16 protein-coding genes are annotated in these 22242 nt (G+C 36.5%); 4 read left to right on the top strand and 12 right to left on the bottom strand.

The genetic code is table 11. The features are described 5' to 3' along the window. Positions 1-16 precede the first annotated feature (16 nt). The 4 genes from FLUTA_RS01600 to FLUTA_RS20435 all read right to left on the bottom strand — a co-directional run bounded on the left by FLUTA_RS01600 (position 17) and on the right by FLUTA_RS20435 (position 4118). Positions 17-1039: a putative phage abortive infection protein gene (locus tag FLUTA_RS01600; RefSeq protein WP_013685103.1), complete on the bottom strand. Its 1023-nt coding sequence runs from the start codon at positions 1037-1039 to the stop codon at positions 17-19. Between the two features lie 158 nt (positions 1040-1197). Beyond that, a complete protein-coding gene (locus FLUTA_RS01595; RefSeq protein WP_013685101.1) occupies positions 1198-2085 on the bottom strand; it encodes a type I restriction enzyme HsdR N-terminal domain-containing protein in 888 nt (295 codons plus the stop codon). A 1-nt stretch (position 2086) separates the two neighbouring features. Beyond that, positions 2087-2341 (bottom strand): hypothetical protein, encoded by a 255-nt coding sequence (locus FLUTA_RS01590; protein WP_013685100.1) that lies wholly within the window; start codon positions 2339-2341, stop codon positions 2087-2089. A gap of 25 nt (positions 2342-2366) precedes the next feature. After that, positions 2367-4118 (bottom strand): P-loop NTPase fold protein, encoded by a 1752-nt coding sequence (locus FLUTA_RS20435; RefSeq protein WP_148235370.1) that lies wholly within the window; start codon positions 4116-4118, stop codon positions 2367-2369. Between the two features lie 186 nt (positions 4119-4304). On the opposite strand from FLUTA_RS20435, the gene FLUTA_RS01580 reads away from it, so the two are divergent. After that, positions 4305-4832 carry a hypothetical protein gene (locus tag FLUTA_RS01580; RefSeq protein ID WP_013685098.1) on the top strand — a complete coding sequence of 176 codons (528 nt, stop codon included), beginning with the start codon at positions 4305-4307 and terminating at the stop codon, positions 4830-4832. Between the two features lie 71 nt (positions 4833-4903). On the opposite strand, the gene FLUTA_RS01575 is transcribed toward FLUTA_RS01580, so the two are convergent. Continuing rightward, positions 4904-5860: a T9SS type A sorting domain-containing protein gene (locus tag FLUTA_RS01575; protein WP_169312045.1), complete on the bottom strand. Its 957-nt coding sequence runs from the start codon at positions 5858-5860 to the stop codon at positions 4904-4906. Between the two features lie 587 nt (positions 5861-6447). Between FLUTA_RS01575 and FLUTA_RS01565 the strand changes: the two genes are divergently transcribed. Then, on the top strand, positions 6448-9339 hold the full coding sequence (locus tag FLUTA_RS01565; RefSeq protein ID WP_013685096.1) for an outer membrane beta-barrel protein: 2892 nt from the start codon (positions 6448-6450) through the stop codon (positions 9337-9339). A gap of 351 nt (positions 9340-9690) precedes the next feature. Here FLUTA_RS01565 and fumC read toward each other — a convergent pair whose 3' ends face one another. Both fumC and FLUTA_RS01555 read right to left on the bottom strand, forming a co-directional pair. After that, on the bottom strand, positions 9691-11079 hold the full coding sequence (gene fumC, locus FLUTA_RS01560; RefSeq protein WP_013685095.1) for a class II fumarate hydratase: 1389 nt from the start codon (positions 11077-11079) through the stop codon (positions 9691-9693). 153 nt (positions 11080-11232) lie between these two features. Next, a complete protein-coding gene (locus FLUTA_RS01555) occupies positions 11233-12561 on the bottom strand; it encodes a peptide-N-glycosidase F-related protein (protein ID WP_043024014.1) in 1329 nt (442 codons plus the stop codon). A 308-nt stretch (positions 12562-12869) separates the two neighbouring features. On the opposite strand from FLUTA_RS01555, the gene FLUTA_RS01550 reads away from it, so the two are divergent. Further along, the gene (locus tag FLUTA_RS01550) at positions 12870-13796 is read left to right on the top strand and encodes a lipid A deacylase LpxR family protein (RefSeq protein ID WP_013685093.1); all 927 of its coding nucleotides are present in this window, start codon (positions 12870-12872) and stop codon (positions 13794-13796) included. Positions 13797-13941: 145 nt separating this feature from the next. Here FLUTA_RS01550 and FLUTA_RS01545 read toward each other — a convergent pair whose 3' ends face one another. From FLUTA_RS01545 to FLUTA_RS20425, 3 genes are all read right to left on the bottom strand, one after another. Next, entirely contained in the window at positions 13942-15312 is a 1371-nt protein-coding gene (locus FLUTA_RS01545; RefSeq protein ID WP_013685091.1) for a formylglycine-generating enzyme family protein, read from the bottom strand. Continuing rightward, positions 15305-15826 (bottom strand): RNA polymerase sigma factor, encoded by a 522-nt coding sequence (locus FLUTA_RS20430; RefSeq protein WP_013685090.1) that lies wholly within the window; start codon positions 15824-15826, stop codon positions 15305-15307. The genes FLUTA_RS01545 and FLUTA_RS20430 overlap by 8 nt, the downstream gene beginning before the upstream one ends. Before the next feature lie 124 nt (positions 15827-15950). Continuing rightward, complete coding sequence (locus FLUTA_RS20425) at positions 15951-17870, bottom strand: T9SS type A sorting domain-containing protein (protein ID WP_013685089.1); 1920 nt, start codon at positions 17868-17870, stop codon at positions 15951-15953. 339 nt (positions 17871-18209) lie between these two features. Between FLUTA_RS20425 and FLUTA_RS01530 the strand changes: the two genes are divergently transcribed. Continuing rightward, the gene (locus tag FLUTA_RS01530) at positions 18210-18656 is read left to right on the top strand and encodes an SRPBCC family protein (protein ID WP_013685088.1); all 447 of its coding nucleotides are present in this window, start codon (positions 18210-18212) and stop codon (positions 18654-18656) included. Positions 18657-18677: 21 nt separating this feature from the next. Here the strand turns inward: FLUTA_RS01530 and FLUTA_RS01525 are convergent, their stop codons facing one another. After that, entirely contained in the window at positions 18678-19349 is a 672-nt protein-coding gene (locus tag FLUTA_RS01525; RefSeq protein WP_013685087.1) for a MarC family protein, read from the bottom strand. A 153-nt stretch (positions 19350-19502) separates the two neighbouring features. Beyond that, positions 19503-22181: an AsmA-like C-terminal region-containing protein gene (locus FLUTA_RS21265; protein WP_013685086.1), complete on the bottom strand. Its 2679-nt coding sequence runs from the start codon at positions 22179-22181 to the stop codon at positions 19503-19505. Between the last annotated feature and the right edge of the window lie 61 nt (positions 22182-22242).

Here is a 22242-nt window from a genome sequence, read left to right as displayed (position 1 = left end):
AATTCAATATCTTAATTTAATCGAGCTGGTGTTCAAAATATTTTTCAGGGAAATCACTTTCTCGAAAAAACTCAGTTTCCGGATTAAAAAATCCAGGAGGAATATTTTTTATCATTTTATACTTTATCAAGTAATCTTTTGTCCACCATCTGTTTCCTAATTGTGTTAATGAGTTTATATACAGAAGAGCTTGCTCATGGGTGGTTAATTGTGCCCTTAAAGCTTTGACATAAGAATACTTGTCAATATCTATTTTTTTTTCGTGGATAAAATCTACCGTTTGATATAAATGTCTGAAATAATGCCCCAATCTTGATTGGTGACCTTCAAAAGGAGTATATTGAAGTTTCCTTTCTTTCATAGCAACTAACTTTAAATCTTTATTATCGAATTTCAATTTAAGTAAATCGAATAAACCAGTTTTATTATAATGATTCAGTGCTATTTCTAATTGACGTGATGAGTTTGGACCGAAACCAAAAAATAAAATGAGATATGATACTTCCATCAATTGTCTACTATTTAAATTGATCCTTTCTTCAAGATTTATTTTCTGGAGTTTTATATGAATTAAACGAAACTCACGAATCAAGGTGACGAATATTTTTTTTCCGTAACTATCTCCGATTCCTATTTCAGCTACATTATCACGATGTAATTTTAACAATTCAAAGAATCTGCTTTCAATTTGTTGTAATTGGAATTGATCATTGACTAGTTTGTTTGCTTCAACTTGTGCATTAAATGCTAAATAGACAAGAACTGCCGATAGTCCATTTATAAATGGAGCGGTGATTCCCCCGATAGTATCTCCAATTTCATTGCTTTTACCATAACTATTGAAAATTGAGTTAGAGAAAATCCAGGGGATAAAAAGGATACCTATAATAATGAGTAGAATCATCATTATAATATTTGAATAATCTTTTTTATCCTCACTTTTTTTAAACTGTTTGGATATATTTCTTGTTTGGAGAAAAAGATAGAGCCCTAATCCAAAAAAAAGAATTGATATTATGAGAAGTTCATTATTACTCATATTACCCAATTATCCCATTAATAAAAGTCTCAATAAACTCCAATATTTTGTCTGTTAGTCGCTCGGCAGTAATTCTTGAATCAGTTAGTACCTTATCCACATGATTATTTCCATTGTTATCATTAATTTGTAGTTTGAATATTCTCATTTGTTTATCGTTAACTTATAATTCGATTTATTTGTAAGGGAAGAAAAATTTCTTTGTCATTTTCCTCAAATTTTTCACCAACTCGGCAATCAATATTAATATAAAAGACTGTATCAGCAAAAGCTATGGACTTTCTGACTTTAGGATCTCTCTCTAACAGTTTTTCAATTGCCTCATTTGGGATTTTTCCAATTAATTGCTTTAGTACTGTTAAATCAAAGTCAAAAGATACAGCGTATCTGCTCCCTTCAATCTCAGTACCGCTGGAGGTTGTAAACATATTATTATCAAGTTGACCGATATGTGTAATTGGAACACTAGGAAAGATTAAACTATTGAATTCGTCAAATCCTAAGCGTTTTAAATGTAATCCGAGATCTTTCGCAAGTTCTAAGTTTGATTTATTAAGTATTCTTTCAGGGGAAAGTACCTTCTTTAGATCACCCCAATAAACTGACAATTCTTTGATTGAAAAGTACATTATCGGATCGACTTTTTGAATGTGATATAGGGCAAACTCTTTCCCATTACACAAGCTAAAAAAATCAACACGAACCTCACTATGTATTGCATATGAATAAGCTTGCTCAACGTGTTTTGATTTAACAATAGATTGTAATGGAGACTTAGCATCTAATATCCATGCAGGAGTATTATTGACTTCAAATAAATAATCTGGAATAATATTGATCTTTTTCTGTTGAGACCCAATTGAAACAAAAGGATGCGTAAGATTTCTGCTCCTAATTATTTGAAATGGTTGTTGAGCGGAATAGCCTAAAGCTTTAACAATGGGAACCACTATTTCTTCACGAACAGAGTCTTCTTTAAATTCAGGGTCGTTTAACAATTCAAAATCAAAACCTTCTAAAACATTATATAATTTTTCACTTCTCATATTAGATCAACTTATCCCATTTGTAAACTTTACTTTCAAGATGTTGAACATATAAATCTTTTAAATAATCAGAAAGCAGTTTTGGGTCTTTGATGACTTTTATATTTTGAGTTGCGCCTTTTCCGAAATCATTCTCCAAAGCTGATTTAGTCCAGGGAGTTAATTGCCCAAGTTGGACGTTTGAGATGTCTACGTTGATTCGAAATAATTTATGACGAATGAATAAATAGTTTTCAATTTTGTCTTTAGTGATCATATTTAAGCGTCTTTTGAATTAATTATTAAGTTAGAACATCAAGGTGTTCAATTACTAAATCACAGAAATGTTTCTTAGAGAAATTTGTTATCCTTGGATTCCCAGGCATCATTGCGTGGTTGCGTTGATTAATTTCTGGATTTATTATTATGTCATAGTGAATATTTAAGTCACAATCTATTTCATAAGAATTTCCTGAATAATTTGTTGTTATGTTTTTCCCATTTGTTGCCCATGTTCCTAATCCTGCTAGAAGATGAGCTGACTGTTTTTGAAAATCAATTGAAGTTTTAAAATTCTTTGATTTTAATCGTTCGAATTTGAGAGATAATTCTCTGGAAGTATATAAATTCTTCAAGAAGCGAAGAGATTTATAGAACTGACCGTTTTCAAAAGGAGATGAAGTCGTATTTGTAATCCTAAAACTTTCAAAATCATTCAGCAATAATTTTAACATCTCTCTTAGAGATAATTCTTCTCCTTCAAGAAGAAGTCTTAAAAGCACACTGTGGGCAAAAATTCTGGGATCTTTAAATCGTTTCTTATCATAGGATTCTAAAATTTCATCAAGATATCCTTTGACACTGCTGAGATTTTCAAAAACATAAGGTCTTGTGCTATAGTACTTATTTATATAGCCCTCGAAATTAGTGTTCACGCCATATCTGTGATGAAAGATACTACGTATATTTTCAATGTCACAAACCAAGATGATTTTATCAATTCCAAACTTATTATGTGTTTCATTGCCGTTATACTTGTAAGTATCGTAATGCGCGGAAATGACATTTAGAATACGAAATATATGATCAGGATCCATTCTATCAAGATCTTCTATAATGAGAACATTTGGTATGTTGTTTCTTTCTTTAGTTCGTTCTAGTAATTGCCTAATAAGCTGACTATAAAAATTATCTTCAAACAATGATCCTTCTTGATCATATATACTTTTAATATATGTTTTTGCGGCTTCTTCGTCATCACTTTGTTGAGATTCATGATAATTAATTATTGGTTCCATGAATTTGTTAAATGCTTTAATAGATTTATCAAGCATTTCTGTTTGCGCATTGATTTTGGACACATTTCTTAAAAAAGAGAAAATCGTTTTCTTTGGATTGAGATAAACATATTCTTGAAAGGCTTGTTTAATATCGATTGAAGATTTATCGAATTCAATATCAAAGCCTAGTAATTGAAATAGAATGTCAGCTTTGATATACTTGAAAATATCTTCATTAGAAGCTACTGAATAATTAACAGGAAAAACCCGAAAAACGTTATATGATTTTTCATATGCCTCATTAAAGTAAAAATTTAGAAATGTAGTTTTTCCTTGACCAAATCCGCCGGAAAAAAGAATTTTTGAATTAGCTCTATTTTGTATAAAATCATGGAACAATTTAATTGGACTTTCAACATTAATACGATTTCTGCCTTTTTGAACTACAATTGAAATGTGAAAATCCTTCAATGTTGATTTTTCTGATAGATGTATTTCAACTAATTCAATATTTGGATCAGAAATTGGTGTAATCGAACTTATTCCATTTTTTGTATTAAGGGAATCTTGATTTGAAAAAATAATACTCTCTTCGATTATACCATGCTTAGCATGATGAAATTTGAAAACTACTTCTGCTATTAATGTGTTATTAGAAGACACTGTATTATAACCACTTCCTGAAGATGAAAACGAAATGTATGGGTCTTCGGGGTTATTTTCTATTTTAAGAAAAGATTCTTTTTCGTTAAGTTCTAGCTTTAAGATTTCCATGTTTTCAGTTGTAGAAAACAAACTTGCAAATTCCCCGTCACCCCACAATCGTTTTTAGTTGAAAATAACTTCTCCCACCATCATTTTCAGTATTTACCGCAATTCACCCTTTTCAAAAATGTGGTTTACCGAAGTAGAATTCAAACATTTCCTTAAAAACTACTACTTTCACGAAAAAATCAACCAATGGACATCCTTGATCAACCAACATCTCTTCATTTCAAAAACGGAAAAGTTTTCCCGCCAAATGTTGTTTTCATGGGATATATTGTTGTGGGTGCGGCTGTCGCAGTTTTTATTCTGGGAAATATCTTTATTGGATTTGGGGTTTTGCTCCTTTCACTATTTCTTTCGTTTACCAATTATGGCGTGGAGATTGATCCTGAAACATTCACAATTAGCGAGTATACGTCGTATTTGGGATTCATTAAAATCAAGAAGAAGATTGATTTTAGAAAGTATGCTATTATAACGGTTGTTCCAAGTAAGCAAAGCAATACCATGTATGCTCGAACGAATACTTCAACCAATTATACGGATTATTATCATTCCGTTTGCTTGCTCACTAAACAATACCGAGGTAAGAGAGAATTGACGAAGTTTACACAAAAAGCGCAAGGAGTGGAAGTCGCTAAGAATTTAGGGCATAGAATGAACTTGGAGTATTTTGACTATGATCCGCGAGTTATTCGAGATAAGATGCTGGGGCGATAAATCATTACTGACTCTTTCACCGCGAAGGACCCATAGGCGCAAAGATTTAGGCACTTTCCGTTCCTGACTCGTTACCAATTCTTTGTCAATCGAATAATTTCTGAGTTGCTATTTAGAAAACGTAGTAGATAAACACCATTTTCCATTCCAGAAAGGTCAATTAAAGCTTGATTGTCAGTCAAAATAGTTTGTCCCAAGGAATTGAAAACCTCATAAGAAGTTCCTTTGTAATTATCAGATAAGGTAAAGATTCCGTTTGATGGATTCGGGTAAATTTCTACTGGTGTTGCTGCGAATTCATTTAGTGATAAGAAGTTACCGCTGTATCCATAAACGTGAGAACGTGTAAAATTCCACCCGCCAAAGTATAGACGTCCGTTGTATTCCGCCCCCGAACCCAGGATACTTTCCGAATGTGGTAAGTTGTAGGTGGTCCACTGCAGTCCGTCCCAGCTGGCAATGTCGTTTGCAGTCTGACCTCCTATGCCGTCGAAATCACCAACTGCGAAAAGCAGGTTGCCGCAAGGTACGAGGTCGCGAATCCCATTTGCACTAGTACCAGTAACACTGCCGCCTACGTCCGACCAGGAAGTGCCGTTCCATTTAGCGATCTTTTTAGCTGGTACTCCGCCAGCTTCAACGAAAGATCCGGCCACGTAAAGCTCGTTTTGATAGATCACAGCAGAAGAAACGCTGCTGGCAACACCTGTTCCAAGAGCTTCCCAAGTAGTACCGTTCCACAAAGCAATATTGCGTACGGGAACACCTTCCAATGTGGTGAAATTTCCCATCACGCAAAGTTTTCCCTGGTACATGATCATTTCAAAAATAGAAACATTGCCACCCGTGGAGGTGTTGCGGAAGGTTTCGAAAGGCATATCAGGAGTCCTCCGGAGAATGTGTCCGTTGGAGGTAGCAATGTATAAATAATTGCCATCTGCCACCATGCTCCAGTAATTCGTGTGGGAACCGTTTTCCCAAAGTCCACCCTGTACCCAGTTCCCGAATGAGCCGTTCCATTTAGCCACACCAATATCCGAATCAGCAAGGAACTCCCAGTCTCCTACAGAGTAGAGGTCGTTATCGAAAATAGCAAATTTGCGCGGACCTCCGCCATAGATAACCGCAGTCTGGCGTTTCATTTCGGTGCCATTGTAATAGGCGGTCCAATAGCTCTGAATGGTATCCTGGAGCGTGGTGAAGTTTCCGCCGATAAAGAGTTTGTTGTCGTAAACGATCATGTCCCGGATTACCTGGTTAACATGTGAAATCGTATCGAATTGCGCGTTAGTATTTGAAACCGCAAGCAGAAGAAACAGAAACAAAACGGAAGTTTTCATGTGGTTGACTCAATTGATGATGGAACAAAAGTAGGCGTTTTAAATGAACCGCAAAGAGAAGAAGTATGCAAAGTATGTAATTGATTAAAACTTCCACGCCATGCGTCAACACTGAAGCTAAGGCGCAAGCGTTCCGCAGGAGACTTCGCAGGCACGATTTTTGCTTGTTGCTCCAATTCTTATGCTGAAGCTTTAGCGAAGGCATAGATTTTTTTCATGGTTTAACTAAACCTTTTGCCTCCGAAACAATCAAAGCTTTTAAACAAACCCATTTTATGCAGATTCGTTTTATACCTGAAGTGTTGAAACAATTACTTCAGGTCATTCTTCTAACAGTTCTTTTTGCTTTTAGTAGCTACTCACAAACTCAACTTTCAGGTAAAATTACCGATAAACAAACAGGCGAATTCTTAATGGATGCTCGGATTTCATTGCTTTCAATCAGTGACTCTTCGGTAGTTAAAGTTGCTGTTTCAGATGAGAGTGGGGAATATACAATTGCAGGATATGAACCAGGAGCGTATTTGTTGAAAGTAACTAGTTTGGAATATGCAGATCAGTTTAAACGCGTGGAACTTCCTGCGGGAAATACTAAGGTAGATTTTATACTGAAAACGGATACCAAACTCGATGAGGTAACGATAGAGGCAAAATCCGTTCGGGTGGAGCAAAAGGGAGATACCACACAATACAATGCGGATGCGTATAAAACGAATCCAGATGCTACGGTGCAGGATTTGATTACCAAAATGCCTGGAATTACGCTGGAGAATGGGGTTGTAAAGGCGCAAGGTGAGCAAATTACGAAGGTGATGATTGACGGACAGGAGTTTTTTGGAGACGATGCTGCGGCTGCGTTGAAAAACTTACCTGCGGAAATAGTTGCCAAGATTCAGGTGTACGACCAAGCGAGTGATCAGGCAAAGTTTACAGGGATTTCGGATGGAAATGAGGCGAAGGCTCTGAATATCGTGACGAAGGCTGGAAAGAATCAAGGACAATTCGGAAAAATTTATGCCGGTTACGGAACACCAAATAATTTGTACATGGCTGGAGCGAATGTGAATTTCTTTAAAGGAACGCGCCGGTTTTCGATTGTTGGAATGTCGAATAATGTGAATCAACAAAACTTTTCTACGGACGATATTTTGGGTGTTACTGGTTCTACGGCAAGTACACAGGGAAGAGGTGGTCCAGGCGGACGTGGTGGAATGGGCGGTGGTGATAATGAGAATTACCTCGTTTCGCAACAAAACGGAGTCAGTACTTCACACGGATTGGGCTTGAATTATTCCGATAAATGGGGAAAGAGCAAAACAACAAAAGTAACGGGAAGCTACTTTTTCAATGCATCGCGGACAGATAATTCGCAGTTGACAGGTAGAAGTTACGTGTTGTCAACCACTGCTGGCCAAAATTACGACGAAGACTTCTCTGCGATTCTGAAAAATGCGAACCACCGCTTGAATTTTAAATTTGATATCGCACTCGATTCTATGAATTCCTTAGTGATTACTCCAAAAGTGAGTTATCAAGGAAGTAACCGCACGCAAGGAACAAACGGAACAACCGTGGATGGGAATAGTGCTTTAATCAATCAAATTAACAATCAAACATTTAGTGATAATAGAGGATTGAATGCAAGTACAAGTGTTTTGTGGCGTCATCGTTTTGTGAAACCAAGAAGAACTTTTTCTGCGAATTTAACAGGAACTTATACCTTGAAAGAGGGAAGTAGTGGTCAGGAATCGCGATCGCGCTATTACGATGAGTTCAACAATGATTCCTTGGCTTCTATTAATCAAAACAGCAACAATCAAACCAACGGATACGGAGTAAATGGTCGTTTTTCATTTACAGAACCCTTGAGCAAATGGTGGTCGAGCGAATTTTTCTATGCGCCGGCTTATTCGGTGAGTAATGCAGATAAACGTACGTATGATTTTGATAATGTGACGAATAGCTATTACTTCATGGATACAACCCTTTCGAATGTGTTCAACAACCAAACGATTGTGCAAGAAGGTGGAACCAATTTTCGCTTTCAGAAGAATAAAGTGAGCTTTCAACTGGGATTGAGCTATCAGAATTCGATGTTGATGAATGTGCAGCAATTCCCAACGGATAGAGATACGAATTTATCGTTCAACTCCATCTTACCGAATGCACGATTCAAGTACGAATTTTCAAAATCGAAAAGTTTTATGTTGGGATACCGAGCTGGAACACGAAACCCAACGATTGACCAATTGCAAAATGTGATCGACAACTCAAATCCGCTGTCTTTGTCTTCCGGTAATCCAAATTTGAAGCAGCAGTATAATCACCGATTATTTGGTCGTTTTAATTCCACCAATATGAACAAAGCAACGAATTTCAACGTGTTTTTTGGTGGAGAAGCAAACAGTAATTACATTTCAAACGGAACAATCATTGCAACTTCAGATACTGTGGTGAATGGAAATGTGGTTTTGCAACGAGGAGCACAGTTTCGTCAACCAGTGAATTTAGATGGAAGTTGGAATGCCCGCACCACCGTTTCTTATGGAATTCCGTTGACGAAGTTGAAACTGAATATGAATTTCTATGTGGGAGGAGCGTATACCGTTGCACCTGGTTTGATTAACAATGTGGTGAATAAAGCAAAGACAACGAATGCAAACGGAGGATTAACTGTTTCAAGTAATATCAGCGAAAAAATTGATTTCACAGTTGGTTACACACTCAACTATAACAACGTGGTAAATACCCGTCAGAATGTAGCGAAGAACGAATACTTTGTGCACAATGTGAGCGCTCGTTTCAATTGGATCATCAAAGAACGTTTGGTAATCAACAGTACTTATTCTGTGAATGCGTATGCAGGTTTAGGTTCAGGATTCAACCAAACAATTATGTTGTGGAATGGTGGAATTGGGTACAAATTGTTGAAACAAAAACAGCTGGAACTCCGTGTTTCGGTCTTCGATATTTTAAACAACAACAACAGCATTAGTAGAAATGTTACCGAATCGTATATCGAAGATGTTCAATCCAATGTATTGAATCGCTATTTCATGTTCACGGTGACTTACAATATCCGCAATTTCGGAACAAAAGCTCCAGAGACGAAAGCAGAAAAACCACAAGAAGGAGGATTTGGCGGACCGTTTGGACCACCTCATTAATAAGTGTGAATTCCTGTCACATCGAGTGTTCGCCATGTGTTCTCGATACTTTACGCTTGTCATTTCGAGTGTCCCGACATTTCCTGTCGGGATGTATTGAGAAAACAAGCGTAAAACTCGAACTGACACGGCGAAAGTATCGAGATGGACATGAAATATTCGGGATATAGATTAGTATGTTTGATTAATCGAAAAATCTGCTACCCTTTGCTGCCATTGGGTAAATAGACACATGTCTATGTGTCATTTTAATCTTTATTCAACATCCAATATTTTAAGACCTTAGACAAGGATCTGTCTAAGGTCTTTAGTCTTTCATCTCAGGTCTTAACCTTTTCAATTCGTAATTCACTAAACCATTTTTTCTGGCACCACCCATTGATCAAATTCTTCAGCGGTCAAATATCCCAATTTCACAGCCATTTCTTTCAAAGTCGTTCCTTCAGCATGTGCTTTTTGAGCAATTTCTGCTGCTTTGTAATAACCGATTTTGGTGTTCAGCGCCGTTACAAGCATCAAACTATTATCTACGTGCTTTTTGATATTTGCTGTGATAGGTTCGATTCCTATAGCACATTTGTCGTTGAAAGAAACACAGCCTTCGCCAATCAATCTTGCAGAATGCAAGAAATTGAAAATCATCACTGGTTTGAATACGTTCAACTCGAAATGGCCGTTTGAACCACCAATTCCGATTGTAACATCATTTCCCATTACTTGAGCAGCAATCATCGTTAAAGCTTCACACTGTGTTGGATTTACTTTCCCAGGCATAATGGAAGATCCTGGCTCGTTATCTGGAATGTGAATCTCACCAATTCCACTGCGCGGTCCAGAAGAAAGCATCCGAACATCGTTTGCAATTTTCATCAAACTTACAGCAACGGTTTTCAATGCTCCGTGAGCTTCAACAATGGCGTCGTGAGCTGCGAGAGCTTCAAATTTATTTTCAGCAGTGATGAAAGGTAAACCCGTTAAATTGGCAATGTGTTTGGCTACGTTTTCAGAATATCCGGGAGGTGTGTTGATTCCTGTTCCAACAGCTGTTCCTCCCAAAGCGAGTTCGCTCAAATGCGCCAAGGTATTTTTGATTGCTTTCAATCCATGATTTAACTGACTCACATATCCGCTAATTTCCTGACCCAATGTCAAAGGAGTTGCATCCATGAAATGTGTTCGTCCAATTTTCACGACTTTCATGTAATCGGTACTTTTTTGAGCCAAGGTATCGCGTAGTTTTTCAATTCCAGGAATCGTCACTTGCATCAATGTTTGATACGCCGCAATGTGCATGGCAGTAGGGAAGGTGTCGTTGGACGATTGAGACTTGTTTACGTCATCGTTTGGATGTAATACTTTCTCCTTATCTGTCAAAGAACCTCCGTTCAAAACGTGTGCTCGGTAAGCAATCACTTCATTGACGTTCATATTGCTTTGAGTACCGCTTCCAGTTTGCCAAACAACCAATGGAAATTGATCGTCTAATTTTCCAGCTAAGATTTCATCAGCTACTTTTCCAATTAAGTCTGATTTTTCTTGAGGCAAAATGCCCGCGTCTAAGTTCGTAAGAGCTGCAGCCTTTTTTAAATACGCAAAAGCACGAATAATCTCTTTGGGCATTTTGTTGGTATCCTGAGCTATTTTAAAGTTTTCAATACTGCGCTCGGTTTGAGCTCCCCAATATGCGTTTGCGGGAACTTTCACTTCTCCCATTGTATCTTTTTCTATGCGGTATTCCATGTTCCGTTTTTTGAGATAAAATTAACGAGTAGTAAGTTACTGAATAATCCCCTTTTTAGGTGAATCTTTGAATAAAAATCTACTTTTAATTTGGTACAAAACAAAAAAGAGAAGTACGATGAATACTTCTCTTTTAAAACAAACGAATATAAATTATTGCTTTATGAAGCGCTGTCTACTATACATTCCATCGGTAAAACGAACTTGAAGAAAGTAATATCCTGAGTCTAATCCGATGAGGTTGATTGTGTTTTTAGTGTCTGTTAAAATTCTTTTCCCTGAAGCATCGATAATGTCAACTTGCTCTACTTCTTTTTCTGTTTGAAATTGGATCATGTCATTTGCTGGGTTTGGAAATAAATGAATGAATGACTGATTTAATTCTTCCAAACTCACAAAATCTTCGCTTCCTTGTAAGTAAAGAGAAAGGGGGAAATTTCCATCTTGTCCAGCGAATTGTGCAGCAGGTACAGCAATTTTGAATGTGTGATTTCCTGGTGCTAAAGTCCCTAAATTAATTTTGCGAATAGCAATTGTATCTCCAGGACACCAGTTGTTCCATCCTGTCCACCAAGAAGCCGATTGTGGACTTTGCCCATAAATTCCATTTCCTTGTGTGTTGAATTGACGGTATGGTTCACATGATTTTCCTCCTGGAGTATATGTTAATACTTGGTTTCCATCAAAAGTCACATTGTGTACGCGTCTTACGTATTCTTCTCCATTGTTACCAGCTCCATGATTGGAAGTGATTAAATAGAATTTCGCACCGTAAATAGTTTGAGTTGTTGTGAAATTAATCGTTTTAACGGTTGTTCCTACAGCATCCGTTGCGGCTGCGTTGTAGTTGTTAAAGTTTGCTTTAAAAGACAAGGGTTGAATGATGACACTTGGATCGTAGTTCGCAATTGGTCCATTAGTCACAAAATCTACTTTTCCTTTAAAAACATCATTTCTTCCAGAACAACCAGCAACTTGAGTATTTGCAGCATAAGGAACACCAAAAACTTCTAGTTCTAACCAAAAATCGTACAGTGCATTTAATTCAGATGAATTCAGAATTTGTGCAACGTTGTCTACCACAAAAGTATAAGGAACGGAAGTTGGTGATACATTTTTATTCATGAAAGGTGTAATAAAACGACCAACTTCAATTCTACCAACAGCATCTGGATTATAAGTGGTACTTCCTTTTGGAACCATTGCTAGGTTTACTCCTCCAATGCGATCGTAATTGTCACAAAGAGCAGAAATGGTAATATTAATCGTCAATTGATTACCAATCATATCTAATTGCTGAGAGGTAATTTGCTTGGCCATTAAATCATTTCTAAAACGAATAACGCCAGCTGGGGTTGGGTCACTTACAACACTGGCATAACCATCAAAAAACACAACATCATTCATGATATTAATGGTGGATTGAGCCGTTGCATACAGTGATGAAAAGATTACTGTAAAAGCTATAACTATTTTTTTCATATTCATATATTTCGCTAATTTCAAAATTAGCTCAACTTCGTTTACGGAAAGCAGAGAGTTCCTTTCAATAGGATGAGCTGTGAAATTTCGGGACATTTTTAGTTTGTGATTAAACATGATTAAAATACTGGTTTACAATTATTTATATTTATTATTTGTAGATTATGTTTAAAATTTAATGGAAGTATTGTCGTACAATTGTCGTGGTTTTGTCTCATTGATATTTTAGTAAATGGATGGAATTGGATGGTTTTTGGTTGTAAATAACGATTTATCGGATTTCTTTCCGCTGAAAAAATCCAATAATCGTGGAAGTTCGTATTTCTAGTATGCGTTTACTAGTGTTTGTCCCAATCATTCTTTTTACTTCTCAACTTTGGGCACAGGATAGTCTGGTGTATAAAGAAGCGTATACTATTCGGTATGAGAATGATTTGTTTGCTCGAAGAGATCAGTATTACTCGCAAGGTATTTTTTTACAATACGATCACTTGGACATCAATTTGAAATGGCTGAACAAGTTCTTCTTCAAGGTTCCAGATATTCAGCGGAGTTTGCAAACAGGAGTTACTCAAAAAGTCTATACTCCATCTTCTATTACTTCCGACACCTTGCTTTTGGGTGATAGACCTTATGCCGCAACTTATGGTTATACGGCTAAGTTTAGCGCTCGAAGCAAATCGAAAAATTACATCCTAAGTTGGAGTTTGAATACTGGATGGATTGGCAAACCAGCATTTGGAAAGGAAACGCAAACGGCCATTCACCGCTGGACAAATAATGAGAAACCACTGGGTTGGGAGCATCAAATTAATACGGGGTTGAGTATCAACTTGAGCTTTGGCTATACAAAGATGTGGTTTACAAATACCAAATGGTTACGAATCGAAGGAACAAGTTTCACAACCTTTGGAACTTTAACGAATGAAACACGTGCATTGGGAATCTTGAAATTGGGATACATCAGCAATCAAAAACAATACTTCATTTATTACAATCCAGAAGCTCGATTGGTCGTTTATGATGGAACACTTCAAGGCGCAATCTTTGTAAAACCAAGTGAGGTGCGTGTTGCAACTTCACAAATATCTCGCTTGATTTCTGAACAGGAGTTTGGTTTTAAAATTGTTCACAATCACTTTTCGTGTTCAGCTTATGGACACTTTCAATCCAAATTGTTTAAGAATGCAGCAAATCATGCTTGGGGCGGAATTGGGTTCAGTTATTATTTTTAAATGGGTATATAAATTGTTAGGGACGCGATGCACAATAAATTATGGGGATGGGATGTGAAAAATAAACTGTGGGGACGCGATGCGAAAAAAACTGTGGGGACGCGATGCGTCGCGTCCCTACTACAGTTTTTTTTACCAACCAATTTTATTTTTTGGGAACAACCAAAGAAGTACTGACCACTCGGAAGCCTATTGTTGGTTTGGGATCAATGACCCCTTTGTTTTGATCTGTGGCATAAATTTTTATTTCTTCTGAATTATTTCTCCAACTCCCACCAGCTGTTCCAGGTCCCACCTCATTGACTTCCTCGTAAACCATTTCTGCCACATTTCCACATAAGTTATAGAATCCTAATTTACTTGGCCAAAAGGATATCGAAGGAGCAATAATCATTATTTGCTTTGTATTTTTGTTCTTTTTGTTGATAGAATCTACGGCGGGATCGTATTTTTCCCAAATGTGATTTGCTAATATCAATCCTTTGGAATTTCGTACATAGGGTCCGTCCCATGTATAAGGAAGTTGCTTCCCTTCATTGCTTGCTGCTTTCACCCATTCTACCCGAAGTGGTAAACGAATATCATTTAAAAGAGGTTCTTTTTCATTACCAATGTATTTTCGAACTTCTTCGGAAAGCCAAAGACAATACATTTCTGCTCCTTCACGAGAAACATTGACTGCAGGATAATTGTTGTATTCAGTATACGAGAAGTAATTATTTTTATTTTGCTCAGCAACTTTTGGATGAATTCTCTCTTTGAACCATGCTTCTTGATTAGGCTTTGCTTTCAAAAACTCTTCGTTTCTTCCTTGTATCAATAAATCAAACAAAAAGGTGCGGTATTCAAAATTGGTAATTTCTCCAACTCCCATGTAAAATGCCTGAACAGAAACCTGTTTACCGTTGTAATCGAATGTGCCGCTTGGAACGAAGATATATTCATCTTTGTCGTGTTTGACAAATGCCTTCAGCATAGCCTTTTTCTTCTTTTTGGTAATGGCAATTTCTTCTTCGGTGAGTTTTGGAAAAGGAACTGGTTCGTCCAATAAATTTGGAGGTATTACTTGTTGATATGGTGGAACAATGATTTGATTTTCAAATTGGTTGTTTTCAGAAATAAAAGGGAGTTGTAACATTGGATTTTGGATCGAATTGAAGAAAGGATCAGGTCTTTGAATCGTTTTTTCATTCCTTTTTGATTCTTCTTGGATTTGTTCGAATTTCTCGTGTTTATTTACTGAAATAGGTTGGGTTTTATCTGCTGTATTGATTTTTAGGTCTGACTTACTAACTTCTTTGTTATTCCAAAATAGGAACAGTGAAAGACTGATTGCACTTACAGTTGTTAACATGATAATCCATTTTTTAGTGAATACTCGTTTTGTTTTGGTTTTATTCACCGAAATGGATTCCATAGAAGAAATGAAGCGATCACTCGTCTGTTCAAAAGACTGCGCTGCTTGATCTTGTTTTGCAAGCAAGAAGAGTTGATCTAAATGTGATTGCTTATCCATGACTTTCTACAATTTTTAAAGAAGATTCATAGGTGAGAATTTCCATCAATTTTTCCCGCCCCCTTTTTAATCGCTGTTTCACAGCTGATTCGGATGCGTTTTGAATGACAGAAATCTCTTGAATACTGAATCCCGAAATTTCAAACAGAATGATACTTTCTCGTTGGTCAGCAGATAGTTTAGCCAACCCTTCGTAGAGATAATGAACATCTGCATGCGATTGTGGATTGGCATTTCTATCCCAAACTTCCAAGTGAGCACTTCCTTCAGGAATTCGGGATTCACGCTTCTTTTGGTGATAATTCCCTAAAACACGTACACAAATGCTGAACAAAAATGAGAGAAAGGCTTCTTTTGATTTCAAAGAATCGAACTTTTCATAAGCCACTAGCAGACTATCATTCATTAAATCTCTAAAATCCATTTCATTGTAAACTCTAGCTCTGCAGAAGCGTTCAAACCGTTCATGAACCGGCTCGTAGAGTGTGAGAAATGCCTTTTGTTTTTCCTTCATTCTTGATAAATCACAATTGGGTACAACTGTATGTTTGACAAAAATGGAAAAAGTTACATGGATATTGCAAAAAAAACTGTGGCGACGCGACGCATCGCGTCCCGCGTCCCCACAGTTTTTATTTTTAGCTCGTTCTCTGCAATACAACCTTTCCGCTCAACCAATGATTGTTCTCATCTAAGTAACGAATGAGGTAGATTCCTGTTGGATATGCAGAAAGATCTACTTGAATACGTTCGTTTTTACTCAATTTTGGAAGTACTTGAAGTACTTTTCCACTTAAATCCGAGATATACAGTTCTTTGATATCCGCATTTGGAAGGATGTTGACAATTCCATTTGTTGGATTCGGATAATAACTCCAGGTAATATGTAAGGCTTTTGGATCACTTGCAGATGTATCGCTCGAATCTTTAATCGGAACGTTTGATACAATCGAATCTGGAATGTTCAATGCTAAATCAGGAATCTGTTGCTGACAATCGGTCATATAGGTATAGCTTTTTACGATTCGTACCAAAAGTGCATTCAGCGTTTCTACTTCGTAACTATCAGTTGACGGTTTAATGTGACTGTTTCCAATTCCGCTGTGATCGGTCAGAAACGTATAAGTGCCATTCGTTCCTAATGCCAATGCACGCATTAAATATTCCGTGCTTTTATCAATTCCGCTGGCTCCAATTGGAACAATCCGAATGCCTTTTTCAGCTGCTTGAAGAATTAATTTTTGCAATCGTTCATTTACTTGCGGACTTTGGTGAGGGGGAGCATCGAGAATCAAGAATAAAATTCGTGCTCTTGCATGTTCGCTCCAACTTAGGTTATTGATAGCAGAATCCAAACCTACATCCATTGCTTCGGGGAAATCGCCACCTCCGCCAGCATTTTGTTCGTCAATGAAAGCCGTTGATTCGGTTAGAATACGATTAAAGTTCATGCTTTTAGTAATGTATGAATCGGTCATATCTCTGTAAAAAACATTCGCAAATCGGAAGTTTAATTTGTTGCTAATTTTCCTTGATTCGAAAATAACATCGTTCATTTCTGCTTTCAAAAAGTTGATTTCATCACCCATAGAACCTGTAGCATCAACTACAAAAGCAACGTCTACATTTTCAACTTCTTGACAAGAAATTTTCAGTTTTTGGTGATTCAATCCTTTGTCGAAGGCAGTTACTTTATTAATTGTAACGGTTTTTCCATTGGTTGAAATTTGGATGGAGAGCTTTCCATTCAAAACAGGGGTTTCATTTTTGATGGTTAGCCAACATTCTGCTTTTCCTGTATTATCGCTTCTTGTTGTAAAAAGCACATCGCGATTCAGAAGCAATTGTACAACTGCATCAACAATCGGAATTCCGTCTTCTGATTGAAGCATCACGGTATATCTTCCTGATGGCGCAATTTGCCACATTTTTTGATAAGCTGACAATTCTCCTTTGGAAAGGTCTTGCCACATTTTCCATTTCGAAAAATCATTGATTTCACCCGCAGTTAATAGTTTTGAGCTGGCTGTGTTGGTTGAAAGCCCTTCAAATTCAAGATCTCCCGAGTGAGTGCTCATAACTCTACCGCTTGAAATAGTCGGAGAAGCATCATAAGCGTCGGTTCTACTTTTTCTTAAGGCTACTCCCTTTTTATCGCTTTTGGAACTAACTATTGCGACTTCTTCGATTTCACGCATTTCTTTTCTCAGATCTAGATCACCGTCATCTGCTTTTGTTGTTGGTTTTTTAGCCTTTGGATCTTCTTTCATTTTGAAATCAGCGACTTCATTTCCAGTTACTTTTATTTCTTTTGTGATAGGAGTGAATCCTGCATAATTCATCACACACACATACGTTCCTGTATCAAGTGCGATGGCAAAATTCCCTAATTTATCTGTGAGAACTGAGGCAACTAATTTATCTCCTTTGTAGATGTCCACATTTCCATAGCGAAGTGCTTCATTGTGGGATTCTGAATTCATGTTTCCAGAAATAGATTGGGAAAAAGCTATACTAGAACCAAGTAGTAGCATGCAAAGTAGAGCAACGAATTTCATAATGTCCAGTTTAGAATTATTACTAGTTACACCTAAGATGCCATTGGGTTCAAAAATCCATAAATCAATTACAAACTTCTAATTTCGAAAATGTGGTTCTGTGATCTCCTGTTTTTTTGTTGCACATATTTGTTATTGATGGTCCAATATTTTCTTGAACTTATAAATAAAGGTGCTTCATTTGGTTTACTGTAGTAGTTGATGATTTATATTTCATCGTTAAACAACGGCATTTGTTAGAAATCGTTGCAGACAACGGAGTAAAAACCAAACGTGTTCTAGTTCAACATCATTGAATGAACCTTCTTTGTTATTGAGTTGTTTATAAAATAAAAAAGTATGTACCAACTCAAACGCACCCAGTTTATCCCAGCAGATTTAAAAGTTTGCTGGGATTTCTTTTCCAATCCAAACAACTTGCAGAAAATTACGCCAGAATACATGCGTTTTCAAGTTTTGACAACTGTTCCAGAAAAAATGTATGAAGGATTGATGATTGGCTATACAGTCCGTCCTGTATTGGGAATCAAATTGAATTGGTTGACAGAAATCACCCATGTTCAGGATCAGCAATTTTTTGTCGATGAACAGCGTATTGGACCATATCGGATTTGGCATCATGAACATCATTTCAAAACAGTTGAAGGAGGGGTTGAAATGACCGATATTGTGACTTATCAACTTCCTTTAGGTTTTTTGGGAAAATTGGCGCATTGGCTTTTTGTCCGTAAACAATTGGAACAGATATTTACACACCGATTTGCAAGTGTAGAAACTCTATTTTGAATCTACCTATTCGAGAGCATTTTATGCAATAATAAGTGATTTAATACCTGTTATTCCAATTTGAAGCCCCACACAAAAAATGAGGAATGCCATGATTCGATTGAGGATTTGTTCTCCTTCTTTACCAATTACTCGAATTATTTTTTTTGTATTCAGATAGAAAAAATAAATAAGTAAACAGATTACAACGATTGCTGAAAGAATTGCCCCAGTATTGATTAGGTACATGTTTATATGGGCATTGGCGCTGTGAGCACTCAATGTGAAAAGAACCGAAATAGATCCAGCTCCTGTTGTTATTGGGAATGTAATGGGGTAAAATAATTTGTCCTGAATGAGTGTGTAATTGGAATTTGGACTCTCACCAGATTCATCTATGAGTGTTTTTTCTTCTTTTTTATCCGAGGAAAGAAATTCCCATCCTATCTTGCAAATCATTATACCTCCAGCAAGCTGAACTACGGGTATGGTGATACCAAAAATTTCCAAAATCCAATGCCCCGCAAAAAGAGCGATTGTACATAAAATGAATGCATAAAGCGCGATTTTCTTGACAGCTTTTCTTTTTTCTTGAATTTCTAAATTCGACAGATACGGATTTACAATAAATGCAGATCCAATTGGGTTGACAACAGGAAAGAGTGTGATTACTCCTATAAAAAGCATGTCAATAAAAGATTGAATCCCACTCATTCTAACATTTTTAGTGTGTAATAATACAGTATTATTATGAATATCTATGACCTGATCATGTCAAATCGAGTTTTCGCCATTTGTTCTCGATATCCCGTATTTCCAGGACTCGAACTGACAAGGCGAAAGTATCGAGATGGACATACTCCGTAACTAATCCACAGTAAATTCTTCTGTCTCTTCTTTTTTACCTTTTTCTTTGAGTTTCTCTCCAAATTTCTTGAGTCCTTTTTTTTCTTTTTCGATTTTCTTTTTCTCTTCAAATGGATTGACTTCTTCCTCTTTTCCAAATTCAATTTCAAGTACTTCGTATTCTTTCTTCGGAGGTTGGTATTTTTTGATGGTGGTATCTTTTTTAAACAATCCCAATTCTGATTTTAGAATGGAGATGGCTTCTGTTTTCGCTTCTTCACGGTTTTGTTTGGCGTCTTCTTTGCGTGAAGATTTATCCCATTCAATGATTGGATTTGCCAGATTTCCATACATGCGAACAAAGACTTTAATTCCTGTTCCGTCGTCTTCCACAATACCAAATTCAGATTCGTCTTTTGTTTGTTTCAATTCTCTAAAACGGAAAGCAAATTTGTAATCAATATCGTTGTTGAATTTGTGTTGTCCATCAATTGCAATGGTTAGCGCATTGGTCTTGATTTCCATTTTCGGAATAATAATCGTACTCTTTTTAATGAAAATCGTGTTTTCCAAGGTTTCAAACTGAATGTTGTTCAACTTTCCTTCTAAAGCAGAAATATCTCGTTGTTTTAGAATCAATTTTGTTTTGGCAGTTTTCAAATCTTTGGTCAAAGCAGTAAATGTTTCTACATTTTTTAATTGTCCGCCGATAATTTTTAGTTGAATCTGCGCTTCTATTTCATCCTTTAGAATTCCGTATTGTAGGTCAAAAGGAGCTTTGAAATCCAAAATAGCTTCGGCTCTTCCACTGATATTGTCTTCTTTAATAACGCTTTGATCAAAGTTGTTCCATTCTCTGAAAATGGGCTTAAAATAAATGTCTTTGGAGCTCAAATTCGTTGCCAATTGAAAATATTCGGGAGCAGATTCTACAATGGCTAAAGTTCCACGTACGGTTGCATTTCCAGTTATTCCGTGTAGTTTTTGGATAGAAATTGCTCTGTTTCCAACGGTCATTTCTCCATTGATTTGTGTAAAAACATGATTTTCCATATGAATAGCATCCACATTTAGTTTCACATTTCCATTAATTAAGGTTGGCAGCATCCATTCACGAGCAGTTGTAGTCGCTTTTGGATCTCCAGCAATCGTATTGGTGAAATCTTTCAGATTGATTTTTTTACTTTCTGCAATAACGGATACATCTAAAGTGTGTTTGTCTTGTAAAAATTGATCGATGTAATTAAAACTTCCATTTAACTGTAAATCAGACTCGCCAAGACGAACTTTCAAATCCTCCAAAACGGCATCGCTGCGATTTAAAATCAGATTTCCATAAATGTCCTTGAATTGTCGAGAATCTTTTTCCATACTAAAATCAACATTGTTCATCAGAGCAGTGCCATTTCCATCTCTAATTTCTACAACTGCTTCGTTGTTTTCAAAAACAGTTTCCAAATAAAAATTGGTATTGACAGTTACTTTTCCTGAAAGCTCTTCAATTTTCGGAATTTTAAATAGTGCATGAATAACTTCTAAATCGAGAGCACCTTTAGCAGATCCTTTATAGCTTGGTTGCGAGAATCTTCGGATAGCTAACTTTCCTGAAAATGGTCCGCTGATAGTTTGAAACGACACATTTCGAATGGTCAATTCTTCCTTGTTTTTTCCTTTTAATGAAGAATATTCTCCTTTCAAATCAATATTGCTCAAGGTGAGTCCTTTAGTAGGTTCAGTCAGTTTTCCATTGTCAATAGAGAAATTACACGCTACTTTTGGATAGGAATCTTTCTTGAGTTCATTGTTCATGGAAAGGTGAAAGCTTCCAGTTCCTGATCCCTTCAATTTTGAAACGGTTTCTACTTCCTTAAAAGCGAGTTTATTTGCGAGTTCAGCCAAAGGAATTTTATCTGCATCAATATTTAGTTTGATGGATGTTGAGTCGACCTTCAAATTAAAATCGAACGGAATTTGCGCCAGTAACAATTTTCCATTATTAATTTCAAACAGTTCTTTTACTTGGTCTATATGAATTGAAACTTGGGTAGAAGCCTGCTGATTGATTACGAAAGGAACCAATCCGTTTTGGATACGCTGAATGTAAAAATCTGCATTGGTTGAAATATCAAATTGGTCTTGTGTGAAATTACCTACAAGCTGAATGTCTTGAATTTTGGCTTTGTAACTATTTTCATTCACTTTGTTTGAATACGAAAATCGGATGCCAGAAGCTTTGATTGATTCTAGAGTTAACTTGAAAGTTGTTTTCTCCTTCGAATCAGATTCTTTTAATATGTCATAATTCTCCTCACCATTTTTGCGAATTTTCAATTGAAGCGTTCCTGGTTTGATGACTATTTTCTTGACATGGTAATTTTCGTTCCAAATATCTGCTGGACTAAATTTCAACCGAATTTGTTCTGTGTATAGAAGGGTGTCTTTTGATGTGGAGTTTTTGAAAGGATCTTGAATGAATACGTGATTGAAGTCCAGGCTTAAATCTGGAAATGTAGCCCAGAAAGTAACATCAATTTTATCAACGTTTACTTTTGCTTTTAACGATTTATTAATTTCTGAAACAGCATAATCAATAATATCGTCTTTGAATGCATAGAGAAGGATGGTAATTAGCAAAAAGAGGCCTGAAAAGATTATAAAGAACCATTTCAATGTTTTCACCAGCCACTTTTTCCACTTCATACATCAAATTTACATCGAAAGAAAGGCTTTTTTGAGCCTACCTACAAATAGTAATTAACGT

Source organism: Fluviicola taffensis DSM 16823 (assembly GCF_000194605.1).
Classification (GTDB): Bacteria; Bacteroidota; Bacteroidia; order Flavobacteriales_D; family Crocinitomicaceae; genus Fluviicola; species Fluviicola taffensis.
This window is presented reverse-complemented; position numbering and strand designations above follow the sequence as displayed.